The sequence below is a fragment of the Streptomyces sp. NPDC032940 genome (genome assembly GCF_040636935.1).
In the GTDB taxonomy this organism is placed as follows: Bacteria; Actinomycetota; Actinomycetes; order Streptomycetales; family Streptomycetaceae; genus Streptomyces.
Genome location: NZ_JBEZVJ010000007.1, coordinates 112,537 through 133,088, shown reverse-complemented (window position 1 = coordinate 133,088; position 20,552 = coordinate 112,537). Strand labels below are relative to the sequence as shown.

General features: G+C 71.4%; 15 protein-coding genes and 1 pseudogene. 7 read left to right on the top strand and 9 right to left on the bottom strand.

Annotated features, from left to right (window positions below; translation table 11 throughout):
• Positions 1 to 27: 27 nt before the first annotated feature.
• From AB0E77_RS12295 to AB0E77_RS12275, 5 genes are all read right to left on the bottom strand, one after another.
• Positions 28 to 1,194 (bottom strand): DUF4255 domain-containing protein, encoded by a 1,167-nt coding sequence (locus AB0E77_RS12295; protein WP_361569052.1) that lies wholly within the window; start codon positions 1,192 to 1,194, stop codon positions 28 to 30.
• Between the two features lie 23 nt (positions 1,195 to 1,217).
• Complete coding sequence (locus AB0E77_RS12290) at positions 1,218 to 1,415, bottom strand: hypothetical protein (protein ID WP_361569050.1); 198 nt, start codon at positions 1,413 to 1,415, stop codon at positions 1,218 to 1,220.
• A 968-nt stretch (positions 1,416 to 2,383) separates the two neighbouring features.
• Positions 2,384 to 3,106, bottom strand: coding sequence for a hypothetical protein (locus AB0E77_RS12285; RefSeq protein ID WP_361569049.1), 723 nt, complete (start codon positions 3,104 to 3,106; stop codon positions 2,384 to 2,386).
• A 4-nt stretch (positions 3,107 to 3,110) separates the two neighbouring features.
• A complete protein-coding gene (locus tag AB0E77_RS12280; protein WP_361569047.1) occupies positions 3,111 to 3,635 on the bottom strand; it encodes a phage tail protein in 525 nt (174 codons plus the stop codon).
• Between the two features lie 11 nt (positions 3,636 to 3,646).
• A complete protein-coding gene (locus tag AB0E77_RS12275) occupies positions 3,647 to 5,392 on the bottom strand; it encodes a phage tail sheath C-terminal domain-containing protein (protein ID WP_361569046.1) in 1,746 nt (581 codons plus the stop codon).
• A gap of 383 nt (positions 5,393 to 5,775) precedes the next feature.
• Between AB0E77_RS12275 and AB0E77_RS12270 the strand changes: the two genes are divergently transcribed.
• Positions 5,776 to 7,419: a DUF4157 domain-containing protein gene (locus tag AB0E77_RS12270; protein ID WP_361569044.1), complete on the top strand. Its 1,644-nt coding sequence runs from the start codon at positions 5,776 to 5,778 to the stop codon at positions 7,417 to 7,419.
• A 413-nt stretch (positions 7,420 to 7,832) separates the two neighbouring features.
• On the opposite strand, the gene AB0E77_RS12265 is transcribed toward AB0E77_RS12270, so the two are convergent.
• Positions 7,833 to 9,263, bottom strand: coding sequence for an endo-1,4-beta-xylanase (locus AB0E77_RS12265; protein WP_361569042.1), 1,431 nt, complete (start codon positions 9,261 to 9,263; stop codon positions 7,833 to 7,835).
• Positions 9,264 to 9,841: 578 nt separating this feature from the next.
• On the opposite strand from AB0E77_RS12265, the gene AB0E77_RS12260 reads away from it, so the two are divergent.
• The 6 genes and pseudogenes from AB0E77_RS12260 to AB0E77_RS12235 all read left to right on the top strand — a co-directional run bounded on the left by AB0E77_RS12260 (position 9,842) and on the right by AB0E77_RS12235 (position 16,932).
• Positions 9,842 to 11,308: a non-reducing end alpha-L-arabinofuranosidase family hydrolase gene (locus tag AB0E77_RS12260; protein ID WP_361569040.1), complete on the top strand. Its 1,467-nt coding sequence runs from the start codon at positions 9,842 to 9,844 to the stop codon at positions 11,306 to 11,308.
• 335 nt (positions 11,309 to 11,643) lie between these two features.
• Positions 11,644 to 12,056, top strand: a pseudogene (locus AB0E77_RS12255) (cryptochrome/photolyase family protein); the annotation flags it as partial.
• 179 nt (positions 12,057 to 12,235) lie between these two features.
• Positions 12,236 to 13,378: a polyprenyl synthetase family protein gene (locus tag AB0E77_RS12250; protein ID WP_361569038.1), complete on the top strand. Its 1,143-nt coding sequence runs from the start codon at positions 12,236 to 12,238 to the stop codon at positions 13,376 to 13,378.
• Entirely contained in the window at positions 13,375 to 14,946 is a 1,572-nt protein-coding gene (locus AB0E77_RS12245) for a phytoene desaturase (protein WP_361569037.1), read from the top strand. The genes AB0E77_RS12250 and AB0E77_RS12245 overlap by 4 nt, the downstream gene beginning before the upstream one ends.
• The gene (locus AB0E77_RS12240; RefSeq protein ID WP_361569035.1) at positions 14,933 to 15,928 is read left to right on the top strand and encodes a phytoene/squalene synthase family protein; all 996 of its coding nucleotides are present in this window, start codon (positions 14,933 to 14,935) and stop codon (positions 15,926 to 15,928) included. Before AB0E77_RS12245 ends, AB0E77_RS12240 begins: the two co-directional genes overlap by 14 nt.
• Positions 15,925 to 16,932 (top strand): DUF5914 domain-containing protein, encoded by a 1,008-nt coding sequence (locus tag AB0E77_RS12235; protein WP_361569033.1) that lies wholly within the window; start codon positions 15,925 to 15,927, stop codon positions 16,930 to 16,932. The genes AB0E77_RS12240 and AB0E77_RS12235 overlap by 4 nt, the downstream gene beginning before the upstream one ends.
• A gap of 11 nt (positions 16,933 to 16,943) precedes the next feature.
• On the opposite strand, the gene AB0E77_RS12230 is transcribed toward AB0E77_RS12235, so the two are convergent.
• Genes AB0E77_RS12230 through AB0E77_RS12220 form a run of 3 tightly spaced genes read right to left on the bottom strand, consistent with a single transcriptional unit; the run spans position 16,944 to position 20,457 of the window.
• Positions 16,944 to 18,509: an FAD-dependent oxidoreductase gene (locus tag AB0E77_RS12230; protein ID WP_361569031.1), complete on the bottom strand. Its 1,566-nt coding sequence runs from the start codon at positions 18,507 to 18,509 to the stop codon at positions 16,944 to 16,946.
• Positions 18,506 to 19,246 (bottom strand): methyltransferase domain-containing protein, encoded by a 741-nt coding sequence (locus tag AB0E77_RS12225; protein WP_361569030.1) that lies wholly within the window; start codon positions 19,244 to 19,246, stop codon positions 18,506 to 18,508. Before AB0E77_RS12225 ends, AB0E77_RS12230 begins: the two co-directional genes overlap by 4 nt.
• Positions 19,243 to 20,457: a lycopene cyclase family protein gene (locus AB0E77_RS12220; RefSeq protein ID WP_361569028.1), complete on the bottom strand. Its 1,215-nt coding sequence runs from the start codon at positions 20,455 to 20,457 to the stop codon at positions 19,243 to 19,245. The genes AB0E77_RS12225 and AB0E77_RS12220 overlap by 4 nt, the downstream gene beginning before the upstream one ends.
• Positions 20,458 to 20,552: the final 95 nt, after the last annotated feature.

Here is a 20,552-nt window from a genome sequence, read left to right as displayed (position 1 = left end):
CGTCGGGCCCGCAGGCGGAAGCGGATGTCATGTCACGACCACCGCCGTGGCGGCCGCGAATCGCGGTTCGGCGGAGTCAGTGTCGAGCAGCGGGCTGTCCACACCGTCGACCCGCAACCGCAGCGCGTACCGTCCGGGCCGTGCGCCGGTCACTCGGAAGCGGAGCGTACGAGTGACCTGGCCGAACGGCTCCGCCGGTACCGGCAGTTCCCCCAGGAGCAGTTCGACGCGCTGGTCGGGATGCGCCGGGGGCGCACACATCACCTCGATCGACACCGCGTCTGCGGCATCGCGCTCGACGGACAACGGCAGGCTGCTGACGATTCTCGGAGCGATGCTCACCGGCAGTGCCTTGGTGCTCCGTTCGCTGCCGTCGGGCGTCGTGAGCAGCAGCGTCGCGGACCAGGTGCCCGCGGGAAGGTCCTCGGGGATGGCGGCACGGACCTCGGTGCCGCCGGCGTTCCGGACGTCGGAGACGAGGCGATCGCCGAGGAAGGGGTGCGTGAGCCGGAGCGACGGAGCCCCGGCATCGAGTCCGTTCCCGGTGAGGATCAGGTCGTGCCCGGGCAGTACGACCGGCACCGTGATCGCGGTCAGCGCCGGCCACCAGCCCGCGGCGCCGGCGGCGGCCGGGAGGCCCCGGCCGTCCTCGCCGCGGCGTACGACCGGCAGGGGGGCTCGTCCGGGTTGCGCGCTCTCGATGAGCACGACGCGGGCCTCGTAGGCGACGGACGTACGGTACTGGCTCTGTAACGCCGCCCACAGCTTGGAGTTGTCCTCCACCCCGAGGGGAACGTGGGTGATTCTCACCCGCTCGCGCTGCTGGTGGAGGTTGCTGAAGCGAGCGGCGGACTTTAGGTCGGCCGGACTGAGTTCGGGGTGGTCGTGCAGGGCGGCCATCGCGACGCCGAGAAGGCGGTCGGCGGCCGAAGCGCCGGAGTCTGCGTTCGCGTACGGGGTGACCAGGTAGCGCAGGGCGAGCGGGAGCATGGGCCGACGGCTCTCGCCGGGGCGCATGCCGTCCGGATCGCCGTTGAGCCACCCGCCGTCGACCGACGTCGCGTAGAGGAAGAGGTTGAGTCCGGCGGCGGGGCGCTCCGCGAGCGCCTCGTCAGGGGGCAGGGTGGTCACGACGGCTCCGGGGACCATGCGTCCCACCGCGCCTTGCAGGATGGCCCGAAGGGTCTCCGTCACGGCGGCTACCGCGAGGGCATCGCTCACGAACGCCCCCGGAGGTATTCGTCGAGGCCCAGCCGGGGACGCCGACGGGAGGAGGGTGCGGCGGCTGCCGGTTGAGGAGCCGCCCGGACCTCGAGCCGGTCGATGGTGATGCGTACGACCGCTTCGGCGGCCTCCGGTCCGGCGAGGGCCCGCCCGTCCCAGGGCGGTGCGGCAGGGGCCGGGGTGGTGATCACGGGTCGTACCGGGTGGGAAGGGTGGACGAGGCCGTTCGGCGCTTCAGGTCGGGCTGACGGGGCCGGCCCCGAACGGCTGGCTGCGGGGAGGACGGCTCGGGGCGTTTCCGCGCCAGCCGGTGGGACGCGCTCGCCGGAAAGCGAGGGCCCGACGCTCCGGGGGGATGTCGTGACTGTACGAGGAGGCCTCTCGTTGTGTGCGGCGACCTCGCTGCGGTCCGCACGCTGCGCGCCGTTCACCGGCGTCGGTGCGAGGCCGTTCTGCGGCTCTGCGGCGGCCTTGCGGTCCTCTGTGTCGGCCGTACCCGGCTCGGTGGCCGCTCCCGGGGTGGTGGCCGGTCGCACGGGAGTGTCCGCCACGGGCGGCTTCGTCGGTCTCGTGTGCATGCCCGGCGTCCGGGTGCTCGACTTCGTGGGTGGGGCGTCCGGCCCCGGCTCGCCGGCTTCCCCCGGTGTCGGCGGGAGATGCCGGCGGAGCCGGATCTCGGGCGCGGACGAGCGGTTGCCGTCAGGCCGCCCTGATTCGGCCCGCCGAGTCGGTGAGTGCGGCGGGGCGGTGTCGGACCGAGGGCGGCCGGCCGGAACATCAGGGGCGGGCAAGGCTTCGCTGACGTCCATGCTGCCGGACGGCGACCTGGGCAGACGTCGGTCGGGTCCCGCACCGGGTGGCATCGCCGCCCGTGAGTCCTGCTCCGCTTCCGGCGCTGTCTTCGGTCCGGGCTCCTGACCGGGCTGTGCTCCCGCCGTCCGTCCTGGTGTGTGCAGTGAGTGCGGGTCTCGTCCCGGCGCCGACACCGCGGAAGCACAGGGTTCTTGGGCGTCTCGCGCCGGTGGTTGCTGTTCGACGAACGCCCGGGGTACTGCTTCGCCGCCCGTCCGCAGGCGCGGCGCCATCGCGTCGAACACGTGGGGCAGCAGCGGCCGCAGCCTCGGGCCGGGCTCCCGTAGCAGCCGGCCGACGAAATCGCTCATCCCGCGGTCGCCTCCAGGTAGAAACGGCGCCTGGCCGGGCTCACGGCCAGGACCTCCGACTCGGACCATCCGTACACGCGGGCGAGCGTGTGAACCTCATGGAGGAGCCGGCGCGCACACCCCTCGACCTCCGCCCACAGGTATGCGGCGACATCGAGCGCGGCGGCCCATGGGTGGCGACAGTACGGACAGGCGAGCGAGAGAACGGTGTCGGCCCCTGGATCGACGTCGGCGAGGCGCTGCGCGATCCTTTCGAGGACCTTCTCCGGCAGGGGGTCCCCTCCGGGCTCCGAGGCGAGCACACAGCGGCTGAGCAGGACGCGGCGGGCCTCGGGAGACGCGGGGTCGATGGCCAGCAGGTCACGACCGGTGAGCGGGCGGTACACGACCTCGTACCCCTCCGCCCGGAGTGTGAGCGGGGCGCGACTCGGGCCCGGGATGTTCCGTCGGCCGGGCGCTCGCAGTTCGTCCGCGGTGACCGTGACCTCGAGAGGCTCGTCGCAGTTCGGGCAGTCGGCCGCGCAGGGCAGGGCGGCGCCGAAGGATCCCTCGCGCAGGTCGAGGAGCAGCGCGTTCAGCTCGGACAGTGGGAGGTCGCCGACATCTTCGCCGGGGGGCGCAACCGTCTCGGCGAGCAGGAGAGCGCGGGCGGGCGGCGCGTGCCCGGCCCCGGTCTCCCACAGGTGCAGCACCTGTGTCTCGGTCAGCTCCGGTCCCATCGAGTCAGCCCGACGCCGTGTCGCTGAACTGCGGCTGCTGCGGCGGGTTCGTGCGCTCCCGTACCCAACCGTGGTGCTCCAGCTTGATGCTCTCGAATGCGACGCCGTTGGCGTTGGCGTCGAGATCTGGCAGGCCCTGGTATTCCGAGACCCAGCAGTCGTGGACGGAGTAGGAGAGCACCTGTTGACCGGCCTCGTCGAACACGTCGATGATCAGATCGCGGCGGAAGTCCTTGAGCGATGTCTCCAGGCCTCCTGCCGAGTTCCGCAGGCTCCACACCTTGTTGGCCCATTCCTCGAACGCGGTGTCGACGGTGCAGCCACGCTCCAGTGTGATGGCCTCGTATTCGGTTCGGCCGGGAAGTTTGTGACTGCTCCCCGGATCTCCCCCGTCACGGTGCTTGATGACCTCGGTGGTCCGCTTCAGCCCGCTGACCTTGCTGATTCCCGCGATATATTCGGTGGATCCGCTGAACTTCACCCGGAACCGGAAATTCTTGAAAGGATCCCGGCGCGTGATTTCCGGCATCGCTCGTCCTCCTAGACCTCGATCTGCCCCGCGAGTTGTTGAATGTGAATGATCACGAATTCAGCCGGTTTCAGCGGGGCGAAACCGACCTGGACGTTGACGATCCCGCGGTCGATGTCGTTCTGCGGGTTGTTCTCGCGGTCGCACTTGACCAGGTACGCCTGCTGGGGCGTACGCCCCTGGAAGGCACCCGCGCGGAACAGCGAGTTCATGAACGCCCCCACGTTGAGCCGGATCGATGCCCAGAGCGGCTCGTCATTGGGCTCGAAGACCACCCACTGGGTCCCGCGGAAGATGCTTTCCTCGACGAACAGGGCGAGCCTGCGCACCGGCAGGTACTTCCATTCGTCGGCGAGCCGGTCCGCTCCCCGCATCGTGCGCGCGCCCCAGGCCACCGGTCCCACGGCCGGCAGCCGCCGCAGACAGTTGATGCCGAGGGGGTTGAGCCGACCGTTCTCCAGGTCGGTGAGCGGCACCTCCAGATCGCTGACGCCGTTGAGCGAGGCGTCCGTGCCGGCGGCCGCCTTCCACACACCGCGTTGCGCGTCGGTCCGCGCGAGAACGCCGGCCATGACGCCGCAGGGCGGAAACGCCCTCGCCGTCCCCTGGCGGAGCGGATCCGGCGCGACGATCCGCGGAAAGTAGAGCGCGGCGTTCTTCGTGGAGGCGCCGGAGGGAAGGCTCGGCGTTCCTTCCGGCCCTTTCGCGACCACGTCGATGGAGAAGGGCGAGCCCACGGAGCTCCGGGTCCACTCCCCCGGCGGATCGACCAGGAGGATGGCGCGCCGGGCTGCGCAGAGTCCGACCGCCATGTCGTGGAGCGCTCTCACATCTTGCGGGTTGTCGAGATGGTCATGGCAGCCGGGCAGACAGAGCACATTGAAGATGTCGGTTTTGAGTAGTTGATAGAGGCCCGTTTTGTCGCTCTCTTCGCCCTTGTAATTCCGCAGCTCGGGCATCGTGTCGAGATGCGTGCCGTCGTGGAGGGGAACGGTGAAGCATTCGAGCGGTCCTCCCGCGCCCTGGCTCCCGTCGGCGAACGGGTCGACGCCGGCTCGTTCCGGCTCGTCGTTCTGCTCGGGCAGCTCCACGATGGGATTGTCCGGATCCACCTTGACCAGCCGTGACATGGCCAGCACGTGTGTGAGACTCCGCGGACTGTCACTCTCGATGCTGACGTTGAGATATTTCTCTTCGATGCCAGTTCCGGTGTCGCGGACGGTCAGGTTGAACAGTTTGCGTTCACCACCGCGAGTCTCCGTGTCGTCACCGGTTTCGTAGTCGACCCGAGCGCGCAGCTTCAGCGCCCAGGAACCGGGACTGGCGGCCAGGAGGCCGGGTCTCCTGCGGGACCGCGTCGGCCGAGTGGTCTCGTGAGCCCTGTCTCCCGGCTCGGCCGGGGACTCGGGGGCGGACTCGTCGGCGGGCACCGCGGGGGAACCGCCGACCGCCCGCGGGGTGCGGCCGATCGGGAGCGCCACATGGACGGCCTCGCCCACCAGCCTGACGATCTCGGCTTCACTGCCGCCGTTCAGGTAGAACTGATAGACGGCGTAGCTCAACGGGCTGTCCTGGTGCAGCCCGCCGAAGACGGTCTCGTAATCCGCCCAGCTGGTGATGTGCACCGGTCGGTCCACCGGCCCGCGAGGCGCGTATCCGACGAACGCGGCGACAGCGGTCGGGACCCCGGTGATGGTCCGGACCGCGCTCTTGACCTCGTCGATGTAGACGCCGGGATAGGTGGGATTCACAGGCATGGAAGCCTCTTCTCTCCAGCCCGGACACGCCGCTTCCCCGGACCGTCTGCCGACGGGTGATCCGGTGGGCCGAGGCGGCCACGCAGGCACGAACGGTGAATGACGCAGTCCGAAGATCCTTCTCGAAAGGTAAACGGGTTGCCCGGTGGTGGCAGCGCGTCGAAGAGGTGTGTCCCGCGATGGGGTGATGCGTTTGGGCTGATCAGCAGATTCCTCGGAAGGGGCGGTATCGCCGACGGGACGGCCCGTGGTGCCGGGCTTCCCGGACGGGCTGTCGGCCGCTCGGGACGGACGAGTCCGTGCGGTTCCGGCTTGCCGGCATGCTTCGGTGTGCCCTGATCCCCCACGTTGCCGTCGCGCGGGATCGGCAGGACGATGGGCATGTGGGTCTGCACCATGTCCCGGCCACCCTCCGCGCCGTACGGCAGCGCGCAACAACCGACGCGCGGCGGTCCGCCGACGGTCTCGCCCGGACGGTCGCGCAGGCTGCCAGGACGGGCGGCGCGGCGCTCGACCCCGTCACTCTGGCCTGGGCCAATACTCGCTTCGGCGACGACTTCAGCGATGTCCGGGTGTACAGCGATCCGGTCTCGACACGGGCGCTGGGAGCCACCGCGCTGACTTCCGGCACCTCGATCGTCTTCGCGCCGGGCCGGTTCGCGCCCGGCACGGCATCGGGACGCCTGCTCCTCGCTCACGAGCTCGCGCACGTACGTCAGCAGCGCGGGATCACCGGAGCGCCGAGGCGGGTGGGCCGTTCCGACGCCGCGACCGAGCGAGAGGCACACCGGGTCGCCGACCTGATCGACACGGCGGGGCCCTTGCCGGAGATCCGGCAGGCGCCCGAGGCCGGAACCGTCCAGCTCCACCCCGACGGGGCGTGTCCGGCGCCGCCGTACTGGCAGCCCGAGAGCGCAGCGCCACAGACGATCTACGGCCCCGCGAACCGTCTGCTGGAACAGACGTACCGGGCCGCGCACAAGCGGCGGCGTGGCCAGGTCCTGGTCGGTTCCGACTTCCTCTACGGCGGGAACCCGGAATCCGGGATCACCCTCCCCCGCGGAGCGGCGGACGCGGCATTCGCAGGAGACTTTCTTGCGGAATTCCGCGGCGTGCGGCGCCAACGGGCGCCCGACATCATCGACTTCGAGGCCCGGACGATCTACGAGATCAAGACCACCGGCTACGCGGACGAAGGGCAGAGGCAGCTCGGCGATCAGTATCGGCTCGCCGAAGCACTCCAGGCCAAGCACGGAGGACGCCCCTGGAACCGCGTGCACGCCACGTGGTTCCCGCCCCATGTCCTGGGGCCGCTGGAGGGCAACCCCGATCGCGTGTTGTGCACCGCGGCCACCGAGCACCAGGTGGGGAAGGAAGGATTGATCCTCTACCAGGTCTTCCGCCGTGACCGTGAGAACCGGCGACAGGAAGCACCACAGCCCGCGCGGGAGACCGAGGCGAAGGCAAGCGCGCTGTCCGCACTCGCCGAGTGCGCACAGAAGCTGCGGCGGCAGCTTGACCACTACTCCGGCGATCACCGGATCCAGGCCGAACTGATCGACCGGCCGTCCTTCACCGGGTTTGCGGGCTACTGGGCCAACCAGCTCTTCAACGGGCCCGTCCCCCCACAGACCATCTGGCTCGACGCCTTCGCCTCACTCGCAGCGCTGGACTCCTCGGTACGGGCCGGCGACGTCCGCCGCGCCGCGCGCAGTCTGGTCCGGGGGCGACGTGAGTTCTTGCTGGCACAGCGGCGCTACGTGGCCTGGAAGGAGGGCATCATGCCGGCAGGCCGAAAGGCGCAGGTTGCCATCGGCGTTCTGGCCGTCGCAGCCGTCTTGGCCGTCGTGGCGCCGCAACTCCTCACGCCGGAGAAGGCGCCGGCGGCAGAACAACTGATCGTGCGTATTTCCGCGTTGATCGCGGAAGCCGACGCCAAGATGCTGGCGGCGGACGCCATCGTGACGGAAGCCGAGATCGCGGCCGAGGCGGAGGCCGAGGTGGAGGCCGTGCTGGCGGGCCTGTAGCTCACCGGGCAGGTGGTCGTGGCGCGGGCGGGCTGAGCAGGCGTCCGGACCTGCCGGTGACTCCGCCCGAGCGCGAGTGACAGCGTGTCGCCCGCGAGGTGCTCCCGAGGACGCCGGGCTGCCGCGCCCTCGGGAGCACCCGCTCGCCGGTCCGCCGACGAGCGGGTCCACAAGCGTCCGGTGCCGGCGGTCAGCCGGCACCGGGATGCGCGAGGCGCTCCTCGTACTCGCTCTGGCCGCCGCTGTGGTGGCGCCGCGCGTGCCGAGTCGGCCACCACTCGGTGCGTTCTCGCGACCCTCTTCGGCCCGCCTCCAGGTGACGGCCCTTCCGGAGACGGGCCGGCCGCCCGCACCCGGGCCCCTGCCTTCGGCAGGGTGAAGACCGGCCCTCACGCGCAACCGGGGCAGGTCTGTCAGGCGCGGGTCCAGCGCTGGTTGCTGCCGTTCGAGCAGGAGTAGAGCTGGATCAGCGTGCCGTTGGCGGTGCCGCCCGCGACGGCGTCGAGGCAGAGGCCGGACTGGACGCCGACGACGGATCCGTCGGAATTGAGGCGCCACTTCTGGTTGTCGCCGCCCCAGCAGCTGTAGATCTGTACCTTGGACCCGTTGCCGGTGCCGGCGGCGTCCAGGCATTTGTTGCCGTAGACCCTGAGCTCACCGGCGTCGGTGTACGTCCACTGCTGGTTGGTGCCGTCGTGGCAGTCCCACAGCTGGACCTGGGTGCCGTCGGTGGTGCTGCTGCCGGGCACGTCCAGGCAGCGGCCCGAACCGACGCCCTTGAGCGTGTTGCCGTCCGCGGGCGGGGTGGTGGAGCCTCCGTTGAGCGCGTTGAGGACGGCGGTGTAGGCCGGCTTCTTGCTGCCGTCGTTGTTGAACAGCAGCGGCGTGTCCCCCGAGCGCCAGGAGTCGCTGTCGCGCACACCCCAGACGGTCACGCCGAGGCAGCGGGAGACCGCCAGGCAGTCGTTGACCACGTTGGCGTAGGTCGTGGACGGGGCGCCCTGGATGTCGAGCTCGGTGATGGCCACGTCGACGCCGAGGGCGGCGAAGTTCTGGAGGGTGGTGCGGAAGTTGCTGTTGTAGGGGCTGCCGCTGTTGAAGTGCGACTGGAAGCCGACGCAGTCGATGGGTACGCCGCGCTGCTTGAAGTCCCGGACCATGGAGTACATGGCCTGGGTCTTGGCCCACGTCCAGTTCTCGACGTTGTAGTCGTTGTAGCAGAGCTTGGCGGACGGGTCGGCGGCGCGCGCGGCGCGGAAGGCGACCTCGATCCAGTCGTTGCCGGTGCGTTGCAGGTTGGAGTCCCGTCGGGCCCCCGAACTTCCGTCGGCGAAGGCCTCGTTGACGACGTCCCACTGGGAGATCTTGCCCTTGTAGTGGGCCATCACGCCGTTGATGTGGTCGATCATCGCCTGGCGCAGCGCGCTGCCGCTGAGGCTCTGCATCCAGCCGGGCTGCTGGGAGTGCCAGGCCAGGGTGTGGCCGCGCACCTGCTTGCCGTTCTGTACCGCCCAGTTGTACACGCGGTCGGCGGCGGTGAAGTTGAACTGGCCACGCTGCGGTTCGGTGGCGTCGATCTTCATCTCGTTCTCGGCCGTCACCATGTTGAACTCACGGTTCGCGATCGACGTGTACGTCGAGTCGCCCAGCCTGCCCGAGGCGATGGCGGTGCCGAAGTAGCGGCCGCTCTGCGCCGCCGCGGCGCCGAGCGTGCTCTCGGCGGCCTGAGCGGGTGGCGGCGCGGCCAGCACGCCGACCGCACCCAGCGCGCCGACGAGCAGTGTCGGCAGCAGCGCGCGGAGCTTGCGCCGGACGGCGGCTCCGGGAAGGGCACGAGAGCCCATGGATGTGCCTCCAAGGTAGGAAGGAAGGACAGACTCACCGGACACCGCGGCCTCGGGCGCCCGGAAGGGTGTCGGCCGGCACGGACGAGCAGGACCGGCCGACGCTCGACGCGGGCGCCGTGGTGCGTCGACCCGCCGAGCAGCCGTGCGAGGCTTCGTGGTGCGGTACTGGTCTGTACAGGACAAGACCGTTCGATATTACGAACGGTAGCCGATCCATCAAACAGGATGGTGGAGGGCTGGCAGGGACTCGTCAACCCCTCGGAGTGAGGGATTTTTCGACGCGAGCACGAAACTTTCGAACCCTTGCGGAATCGGTCCGATCCCTGAGCCGAACAGCCGCACCCGACGCCACCTCAGGTTTTCCCACCGGAACACGTGCATGTCGCCCCCGGAGGCCCGGACCCGTTTGCCATCAGGCCGGTGACAGACCTTGACCGCAGGGCCCCGTCTTCCTAACTTGTGACGCCACGGAGTCGAAAGCCATTCGAAACATTCGATCCCGTTCCTTCCCCCCGCGAGGCTGCCGCCCCACCGACCAGCGGCGTCACCTCGCTCCCCCTCAAGGAGGCCTGCCAATGTGGCTTCGCCACGCGTCATGGGTCCGTCCAAGACGCTTACTCGGGGTCCTTGCGCCCTTGCTGCTGGTGGCCGCCTTCCTCGGCGCTCAGCCCGCCGAGGCCGCGGCCGTGGACCCCGATGCCTCGTACGTGCTGGTCAACCGCAACAGCGGCAAGGCCCTGGACGTCTACAACATGGCGACCGGCGACGGCGCCCGCATCACCCAGTGGACCAGGAACGACCAGAACCAGCAGCAGTGGCAGTTCGTCTCTTCCGGTGACGGCTACTACCGCCTCAGGTCCCGCCACTCGGGCAAGGTGCTGGACGTCTACAACTGGTCCACCGCGAACGGCGGCTCGATCGTCCAGTGGACCGACCTGAACGCCGCCAACCAGCAGTGGCGGCTGGCCGACAGCTCGGACGGTTACGTGCGGCTGATCTCGCGCCACAGCAACAAGGCCCTCGAAGTGCAGGGCGCCTCCACCGCCGACAACGCGAACATCGTCCAGTACGACGACTGGGGCGGCGCCAACCAGCAGTGGCGGCTCGTCAAGGTCGGTGCCGACGCCCCCGGCTCGTGCGAGCTTCCGTCGGGATACCGCTGGACGTCGACGAGCGCGCTGGCGCAGCCCAGGCAGGGGTGGGTCTCGCTCAAGGACTTCACGGTCGCTCCCTACGACGGCCGGCAACTCGTCTACGCGACCACGCACGACACAGGGACGCGGTGGGGTTCGATGAACTTCGGCCTGTTCACCGACTGGTCGGAGATGGCATCGGCCCGTCAGAACGCGATGTCGAACTCCACCGTCGCGCCCACGCTCTTCTACTTCGCGCCGAAGAACATCTGGGTGCTCGCCTACCAGTGGGGCGGGACCGCCTTCTCGTACCGGACGTCGACCGACCCCACCAACCCGAACGGCTGGTCGTCCGAGCAGGTGCTCTTCTCCGGAAGCATCTCCGGCTCCGGGACGGGACCCATCGACCAGACGCTCATCGGTGACGGCACGAACATGTATCTGTTCTTCGCGGGCGACAACGGCAGGATCTACCGGGCGAGCATGCCGATCGGGAACTTCCCGGGCAGTTTCGGCTCGTCCTCGACCGTGATCATGAGCGACACCACGAACAACCTGTTCGAAGCCCCGCAGGTCTACAAACTGCAGGGCCAGAACCGCTACCTCATGATCGTCGAGGCGATCGGCTCGCAGGGCCGGTACTTCCGTTCGTTCACGGCCACCAGTCTGAACGGCTCCTGGACGCCCCAGGCCGCGACCGAGAGCAATCCCTTCGCCGGCAAGGCCAACAGTGGCGCCACCTGGACCAACGACATCAGCCACGGCGAACTGATCCGCACCACTGCCGACCAGACCATGACCGTCGATCCCTGCCACCTGCAGCTGCTCTACCAGGGACGCAGTCCCGACTCCGGGGGTGATTACGGCCTCCTGCCCTACCGTCCGGGCCTGCTGACCATGCAGCGCTGACGGTACGGCGCAAGGCCCGCTGCGAGGGGGAGCCGGTGTGGTGGGCGCGGCGGAGGGCCGCGCCCGCCACACCGTGATCGGAGCGGGCCGAGTCACCTCACCCGCCCAGGCGGCGAGGGCGTTCAGTGACCGTCCACCGGACGGCGAAGGCGGTACGGCTGATCGCCGAGCCGACCCGTCGGCACGTGACAGCCACGGTCACGGTCACACACCCATGACGGCCGCCCACGGGTGCACGAGACGGTGACCACGGCCGTCGCCCCGGGAGCGGTGACGCACTCCGGCTCCGACCACTTCGCCGTGTTCCACGCCCCTGCAGGTCGGTCGCCCTCAATCGGCCGCGCGAGGACGACGTCGACGACGCAGCCCGTCACGGCCCCGACGCCAGGTGGGAGCACGTTCGGTCCGTACGAGGACGACATCCTCGCCGCCGGCCCCGTCATGAGCGACAGCCTGCTCTCCCCGTCCCGGGCATGGCGCGAGGGCCGGTCGCCGCCGCTGGACGGCGTGGAGGGCTTCGTGCGCACCCGGACACGGGAAACGGTACGTGCGAACCGCCTGCGCAACGTGCTCGCCCAGGTGCCCGACACGGTCCGGACGACCGCATCCCCCGGCTGATGGTCCACGCCGGTCACGCGCTCCAGCGCGCTGAAACCCCGCCGCCGTCACTGACTGGTCCCACCGCTGCTTCGTCCGGCCAGACAGGGTGATGGTCCCCGACGTCATCGGCATGCCCCGGTACGGGGACGTGCCGGAAGCCGGGACGCCCGCGGGGTGACGCTCCGCCATGTGCCGTGTGTCGCTGAGCCGCTGAAGTGACGGTGGCCGGTAAGTGGTGCCGAACCGGACAGGAATCACTGCATCCGTGACAGGGCGCCCGGCGGAAGCAGTGCCGTGCGGACAACGAGGAGCGAGAAGGGGTTGTGCATGCCTGGACTGCCACCGACGGCGGCCCCACCGGACGGACTCGTCGACGGTCCTTTCACCGCGACCGACGCAGCGAAAGCCGTCGGCACCGTCCTCGAGCAGGTACTCGAGGAAAGACTGCGCCACTCCCGTGCCGTCGATCCCGTCTTCGCGCGGGAGCTGGCCGGCCGCCTCGTCACGCTCGCCGGGCGGGGAGGCAAACGCCTGCGCACCGCGTTCGCCCACTGCGGCTGGCGCGCCGCAGGTGGCTCGGGAGACGCCACAGCCGTCCTGCGCACGGGTGCCGCCCTCGAACTGCTCCAGGCATGCGCCCTCGTGCACGACGACGTGATGGACGGCTCCGTGCAGCGCCGTGGCGCACCGGCCCTGCACGTCGAACTCGCTCGCGGCCACTGGGCCGCGGCCATGCGCGGCTCCGCGGAGTCCTTCGGCACCTCGGCCGCCGTCCTCGCCGGTGACCTGGCTCTGGCCTGGGCGGACGACCTGCTGACCGAGACGGCACTGGGTACGCGGCACGGCCGGCGCCTGCACGAGGAGTGGCGGGCGATGCGCACCGAGATGGTGGCCGGGCAGTACCGCGACCTGTACGCGCAGGCCGCCCGGTCCTCCGGCGTCGAGGAGGCACTGAGCATCGCCACACTGAAGAGCGCGCTGTACACCGTCGCCCGGCCCCTCGCGCTGGGAGCAGCGCTGGCCGGAGCCGACGAGCACGTGCTGGACGCGCTGCGGGCAGCCGGCCGCTGCACGGGGCTCGCCTTCCAACTGCGTGACGACCTCCTGGGTGCCTTCGGCGACCCGGCGCTGACCGGCAAGCCGGTCGACGACGACCTGCGCTCCCGCAAGCTCACCTTTCTCCTCGCCGTCGCCGTCCAGCTCGCCGACGCAGCCGGTGATCACCAGGCCGCCGCGGCGCTGGCTCCGGATGCGGACCCGACGTCCGAGAAGGCCGTACAGCAGGTGCGGTCAGCGCTGCAGCGCACCGGCGCCCGGGACCTGGTGGAGGCGAAGATCGGGGAGCTGACGGACATGAGCCTCGCGCACTTCGATCGCGTCGGCGCGTCCCCTGCCGTGCGGCACGAGTTCGCGGCACTGGCCGGGCGCGCGGCGGGCATGACCCCGCACGGTGAGGAGGGGGCCGCGTGAAGAGGGTGCCGGGGCGGACCGACCACGTCGTCGTCGTGGGTGCCGGGCTGTCCGGACTGGCCTGTGCCCTGCACCTGCTGGGTGCGGGCCGCCGGGTCACGGTGGTCGAACGGGACGCGGGTCCCGGTGGCCGGGCCGGACGGGTACGACTGGGCGGCTACGAGCTGGACACCGGCCCCACGGTGCTGACCATGCCGCACCTGGCGGACGAGGCGTTCGCCGCGGTGGGGGACAGCCTCCACCGCCGCGTCGAGCTGACGGCTCTGCACCCGGCCTACCGGGCGTGCTTCGCGGACGGTTCCTCGCTCGACGTGCACACCGACGGCGAGGCGATGGAGGCGGAGGTGCGCCGTTTCGCCGGACCGGCGCAGGCAGCCGGCTACCGCGACCTGCGGCGGTGGCTGGAGCGCCTGTACCGGGCGCAGATGCGCCAGTTCATCGACACGAACTTCGACTCGCCCTTCCAACTGCTGCACCCGGATCTGGCCCGGCTGGCGGCGATGGGCGGCTTCGGACGGCTGGACGGCCGCATCGGCCGCTTCCTGTCCGACGACCGCCTGCGCCGCGTCTTCTCCTTCCAGGCCCTGTACGCCGGGGTCGCCCCGGCCCGCGCCCTCGCGGCCTACGCGGTGATCGCGTACATGGACACCGTGGCCGGCGTCTGGTTTCCGAAGGGCGGCATCCACGCACTCCCCCGCGCCATGGCCGACGCCGCGGCGGACGCCGGTGCCGATCTGCGCTGGGGGGCCGAGGTGTGCACGCTGGAACGCTCGGCGGGCCGCGTGCGGGCCGTTCACCTGTCCTCCGGAGAGCGCGTCCCCTGTGACGCGGTGGTGCTGACGTGCGAGCTGCCCGCCGCGTACGGACTGCTCGGGCGGGCCCCGCGGCGGCCGGTTCGGCTGCGTCACTCCCCGTCCGCGGTGATCCTGCACGCGGGCACCGACCGCACCTGGCCGCACCTCGCCCACCACACCATCTCCTTCGGCGCCGCGTGGGAGCGCACCTTCGACGAGCTGACCCGCACGGGTGAGCTGATGAGCGATCCGTCCCTCCTGATCACCCGGCCCACGACGCACGATCCCGCCCTGGCGCCCCCGGGCCGGCATCTCCACTACGTCCTCGCTCCCTGTCCGAACACCGTGGTCGGTCCCGCCGCCACGACATGGCGAGAGCTCGGACCCCGCTACCGCGACCGTCTGGTCCGCGAACTCGAGCGCAGGGGCCTGGACGGGTTCGCGGACAGTGTCCGGGAAGAGCTGCTGGTGACGCCGCTCGACTGGGCGAGGCAGGGGCACGCCGCCGGCAGCCCCTTCTCGGTCTCCCACACCTTCGCCCAGACCGGACCCTTCCGGCCGCGCAACCTCGTACGGGGGCTGGACAACGTGGTGCTCGCCGGGTGCGGGACCACTCCCGGCGTCGGTGTACCGACCGTCCTGGTCAGCGGCAAACTGGCCGCCGCCCGCGTCACCGGCGGGGCCGGTCCCCGGCCCGCTCCAACGCGCCGTTCCACGGCCGCACCCCGCACATCGCCCGCCCCGGCCCCGGCAGGTACTGATGAGCCGTCGTGAGCTGGACGCCGCCGGGATCACCGATCCCGCGCTGCGCGCCGCCTATGCCCAGTGCCGACGGCTCAACGCGCGCCACGGCAAGACCTATTTCCTGGCCACCCGCCTGCTGCCACTCGAACGCCGCTCCGCCGTGCACGCCCTGTACGGCTTCGCCCGCTGGGCGGACGACCTCGTGGACGACCATGACCGCCATCGCACGCCGGAGGAGCGCGACCGGCTGCTGCGCCGCCTCGAGGGCGACCTGGCCGACGGGCTGCGTACCGGAGCGGGCGACGAACCGGTGGTCCGGGCCGTCGCCGACACCGCGGGCCGCTACGGCATCGATCACGCCCTCTTCACCGACTTCCTGGCCTCGATGCGTGCCGACCTGACCGTCACGCACTACCCCACCTACGCCGATCTCCAGCAGTACGTGCACGGTTCGGCGGCGGTCATCGGCCTGCAGATGCTGCCGGTCCTCGGTACGGTCACGGCCCGGGAGGAGGCGGCACCGCACGCGGCGGCGCTCGGTGTGGCCTTCCAGCTCACCAACTTCCTGCGCGACGTCGGCGAGGATCTCAACCGCGGGCGGGTCTACCTGCCCGGTGATCTGCTGGCCGCGCACGGTGTCGACCGCTCCCTGCTGGAGTGGAGCCGGCGCACCGGGCGGCGTGATCCCCGCATCCGCGCCGCTCTCGTCGCGGCGGAGGCCATGGCGCGTGGCGTGTACCGGGCGGCGCAGCCGGGCATCGCCATGCTCGATCCGCGGGTGCGTCCCTGTATCGGTACCGCGTTCACCCTCTACGGCGGGATTCTCGACGCGATCGCCGAGCAGGACTACAGCGTGCTGCATCGTCGGGCAGTGGTGTCGCGTCGGCGTCGGGCGGCCACGGCCGCGGACGGTGTGCTGCGCGTGGCCGTGGCCCGGTGGCGTACTCGCACCCCGCGGCGAGCGGCCCCGGTGGGTGGCCCGGCGGTCGAGGGGAAGGGGCAGGTGCGGTGAGTGGTCGAAGAGAAGGCGGGCACTGGTCGCCGCCGTTGCGGCGGCGGCCCGGCCCGGACTGGGCGGCGCAGACCCCGACCTGGCGCCAGGCGCGCCCGGCGCTCATCGCCGACGCGCTCAGGCGGGCGTCCGCCCGTCCGTCCGGAAACTGGTTCGTGGTCGGTGCCTCCCGGTACGTGCGTACGAGCGATCGCCCCTACGGCCGGACGGTCGCCGGTGCGGAGGTCGTGCTGTGGCGCTCGGAGGACGGCGAACTCCATGCCGGTTCGGGCGTCTGCCCGCACCTCGGCGCTCCCCTGCGCGACAGCCGGGTGGTGTGCGGCACCCTGGTCTGCCACTGGCACGGGCTCGCCCTGGACGGTTCTCCCCGGGCCGGGTGGCAGCCGTTCCCGGTGCACGACGACGGCGTACTCGTCTGGGTGCGGCTCGACGGGGCGGGTGACGAGGAGCCCACCGAGCGGCCCGTCGTACCCGTTCGGCCCGTTACGGGTCGCGGGGTGGACGCGGTGTTCACGACGGTGGGGCGGTGCGAACCGCAGGACGTGGTGGCCAACCGGCTCGATCCGTGGCACGGCTCGTGGTTCCACCCGTACTCGTTCGTCGACCTGTCGGTGGTGCGGGAGCCGCAGGGTGGCGATGACGACGCCTTCGTCGTCGACGTCTCCTTTCGAGTGGCGGGGCGGCTCGTGGTCCCGGTACGGGCCGAGTTCACGGCGCCGGAACCGCGTACGGTCGTCATGCGCATCACCGACGGGGAGGGCGCCACGTCCGTGGTGGAGACGCACGCGACACCGCTGACCGGACGGGAGCACCCGCGCCCGCGCACCGCCGTGGTCGAGGCGGTCGTCGCCGTGTCGGACCGGCCCGGCTTCGCTCTGGCGCGGGCCGCCGCCCCCGTGCTGCGGCCGCTGATGCGCCGTACGGCCGGGCGCCTGTGGCGCGACGACCTGGCCTACGCCGAACGGCGCTGGACGCTGCGCAGCACCGGGCGGTTTCCCGGCTGAGAGGGCTCGGGTCATGCAGGCGAGTGGCCCCCTGCCACGGCTCCGAGCGCCCGGAGCAGCGGTGAACGGCCCGCCCGGGGGACCGTCCACAGGACTTGGCCGCGCACCCCCCGGTCGGCCAGCAGGGCGTTCGCGGCCAGGAACCCGGTGGTGGCGGCGCGTTCCATGAGGGCGACGGGCAGGTCGCAGCGGATTCCGTCACCGGCCAGGGTCAGCCACGGGTGTGGGGTGCGCACGGTGGGGCGGCGGCGGTGGGAGCCGACCTCGAAGAGCGGGCAGTCCGAGCGCCACTCGTGCCTGGCGTCGACGATGCGCGCCCCGCGTGTCTCCGGGTACACCTGATGCAGTCGGCCGACGAGCTGGTCCTGCACCTGCTTCGGTTCGGCCGCCGGGTCCACGGCGTAGGCGTGCAGTTCCACGACCGAACCCCCGGTCCGGGCGGCCCAGCGGGCGGCTTCGCCCTCGTAGCGCTCCAGGACGCTGATGTTGTCGAGTCCGTCGTAGCCGCTGGTGCCGAGGAACCCGGGCCGGCCGGCGCGGACCGGGCGGTCGAGCCAGAGCCGGGAGACGAGGAACGGCGGCGCGGTGCGCAGGGCGGCGACGTCGTCGCGCCATGCGGGCGTACCCAGACCGGGTGACGCGGCGACGGCGTGCCGCAGCCCCTCGGTGTCGAGGGCGAGCACCACGGCCTGGTGACGGTCGGTACCGGAGTCCGTGCTCACCTCCGCTCCGCTCTCGCGGGGAACGACCGCGTGCACGGTGGTGCCGGTGCGCACGCTCGCTCCGAGTCGGTGCAGGTAGTCGCCGAGCGGGTCCCACAGTGCCTGGGGGAAGGGTTCGTCCGGCACGTCGAAGAGCAGGCCCTCGGCCGATCCCAGGAAGTAGATGTGGAACATCAGCAGCAGTTCGGCGGCGGACAGCCGGCGCGGATCGGCGAAGAAACTGCGGGAGAACACCTCGAAGGCCAGGTGGTGCGCGGCTTCGGGAAAACGCACGCCTTCCAGGAACCCGGTGGCGGTGACGGTGTCGAAGCGTTCGTAGACCTCGGGCACGCGCACGTCGAGGAGGGGCAGGGCGGCCCGCGCGTCCATTGCGGCGAGGTCCCGCCATCCGAAGGTGGGGCTGAGGGCGACGAACCCGAGCGCGCTGAAGGGCGGGGTCCGGGGGACGCGGGCGAAGCTGTCGTTCAGGCCTCCGCTGTGGCGCAGGGGGTAGTCGGGCAGCGGACGGAGACGTCCGAGGCCGGGATCGGTGCGGCGGAGGAGACCCCGTAGGTTGTAGTACTGGCGGAAGAAGGCGTGGAACCCGCGGGTCATGGTCACGGGACTGCCGTCCACCAGTGTCGTACGCCGCCCGGCGAGCCTGCCGCCGAGTGAGTCCTCCTTCTCGTAGAGAGTGACGCGGGCGCCGCGTTCGGCCAGCAGGGTGGCCGAGGCAAGACCTGCGATGCCGCCGCCGATCACCGCGACGGACGGCTCGTCCCCGGGGCGGAATCGCTCCGCGCCGGGTGCGGGGAAGAGGATCTCGGCCTTGCGGTCGCGGCCCCGTCGGGCAGTGGTGGTGCGGCGAATGGTCACAGGGCGGGCTCCCCGGTCGTGGTCGGGCCGCCGTTGCGGGCGAGGAAGGTGTGCACGATGCCCGTCTGCCATCCGGCGACGGGGGCGACGCGCACCGAGGTCAGGCCCGCCCGCGACAGGCGGGCGGCGAATTCGGGGGCGGTGTCGAAGGCGACGACGCTGTGCCGGAGATGACGGTAGAGGGCGCGGTCGCCGGTGAGCGTGCCCGCGGGGATGACCAGCCCGCGGCACACCGCCGACCACAGTGCCCGGTGCACCCGTGCGCCGCTGAGGCTGTACTCGTGGGCGGCGAAGCGTCCGCCCGGCCGCAGGAGTGCGCGGACGGTCCCGAGGACCGCGTCCGGGTCGGTGACGTTGCGGAACAGGTAGGCGGCGAAGACCGCGTCGAAGGGGCCTTCGCTCTCGTGGGCCGTGGCGAGTTCCTCGGCGGTCAGGTGCAGGAAGCGCACGCGTGTGGGCCACGGCTTGGCCAGTGCTCGGCGCAGCATGCCCGCGGAGGCGTCCACGGCCGTGATCCGGGCCTGCGGAGCGGCCCTGAGCAGGGCCAGGGTCGAGGCGCCGGTGCCGCATCCGAGGTCGAGCAGGTGCAGTCCGGCCCCGCCGTCCGGGAGCGCGAGACGCCGGGCCGAGCGCTGGAGGTCGGTGCGGTAGCCGGGGTTGAGGGCCGTGAGGTGGTCGTAGGTGCGGGAGGCGTGGTCGAAGGCGCGGGCCAGGTCGTGGTCGCGCAGGAGTGTCATCGGTTGCTTCCTCCGGTTCGGGTGACGGGCCGGGAGCGACGGGGCAGGAAGGGCACTTCCACTGCGGTACGGAGCATCGGCCGGACAGGAGTGCGCAGCCCGATGCCCCACTCCTCCCGGAGCGAGGTCGTGCCGTCGAGGAAGCGCAGCAGTCGCTCGGCCGGGACGTCGCGGAAGAGGCCGGTGAAGAAGTTGGGACCGTCGACCCGTCCGGTGTCCAGGGCCCGGAGCAGGATCGCGTCCATGGCCAGCGCACGTCGCCCGTGGGGCGCCGGGACACCGGCGTGTCCCTCGCGCACGGCGGCTGCGATGGCTCTGCTGTGCCGTTGCACTGCGGCGAAGGTGTAGCCGGTGGAGGGACGAGTGGCGCCGCCCGCGGTTCCGATACGGAGCACGGCAGCCCCGGCACGCCTTGGGAAGCGGGCGTCGGTCATGGGGATGACCCCCTGCTCCGTCCGTTCCACGGTGAGTTCGCCGAGTCCCAGGACGTCGCCGCAGTACTGCCGAAGTGCCGCCTCGTAGGCCCCGGTGGTCAGCGCGTCTCGGGAGAACTCGGTGTACTCCACGAGCGCCCGGTCCGGCGCCAGCGGCAGGACGTAACCGAAGGCTAGCCCTCGCGTCGGCTGGGGAACCCGGAAGTCCATCAGATCGGCGACAGCGGGATCGAACCGGCCGGTGCGGGTCCGCACGAACCAGCCGCGGAAGTGCTGCAGCAGCCGCGTACGTGCCGGCGGCGGAGCCGTCAGGGGCCGCGAGTCGAAGACCCTCCGGGCACGCAGCGTCAGGTGCCGGCCCCCGTGCAGCACGCACCGCACCTCCGCACCTCCCGGCACAGCGCGCACCGAGTCCACCGTCGCTCGCAGGAGTCGCGCACCGTCCGTACGCGCCAGGCGGCCGTGGACCATCCGCTCGAAGTCGGTCGAGCGCACCATGCGATAGGTGAACGGGGCCGGTGTCACGGTGAACGGGCGGCCGTCGGACCCGTGCACACGCAGCACGGACCAGGACGCGCCGACCGTCTCTTCGAGGCCGTCGGGGCCCGCCCCCCAGTAGCACCAGGTGCGCTCCGCGGGACGGAGCGGACCGTCCGGCGGCTCGACCAGGGTCACGGTGACGGCGACGCTCTCCGTCAGCCGGTGCACGAGACTGAGACCGGCGGCACCACCCCCGATGACGAGTACGTCGGAGTTCTCGGCGGAGCCGGGTGTCACCGGGCTCGCCGTCCGGCGAAGGGTGGTCCGCCCGGGACCGAGCGCAGCGGTTCGGCACCGGCCTCCAGCGCCTCGGCGACTGCGACGGCTGCCTG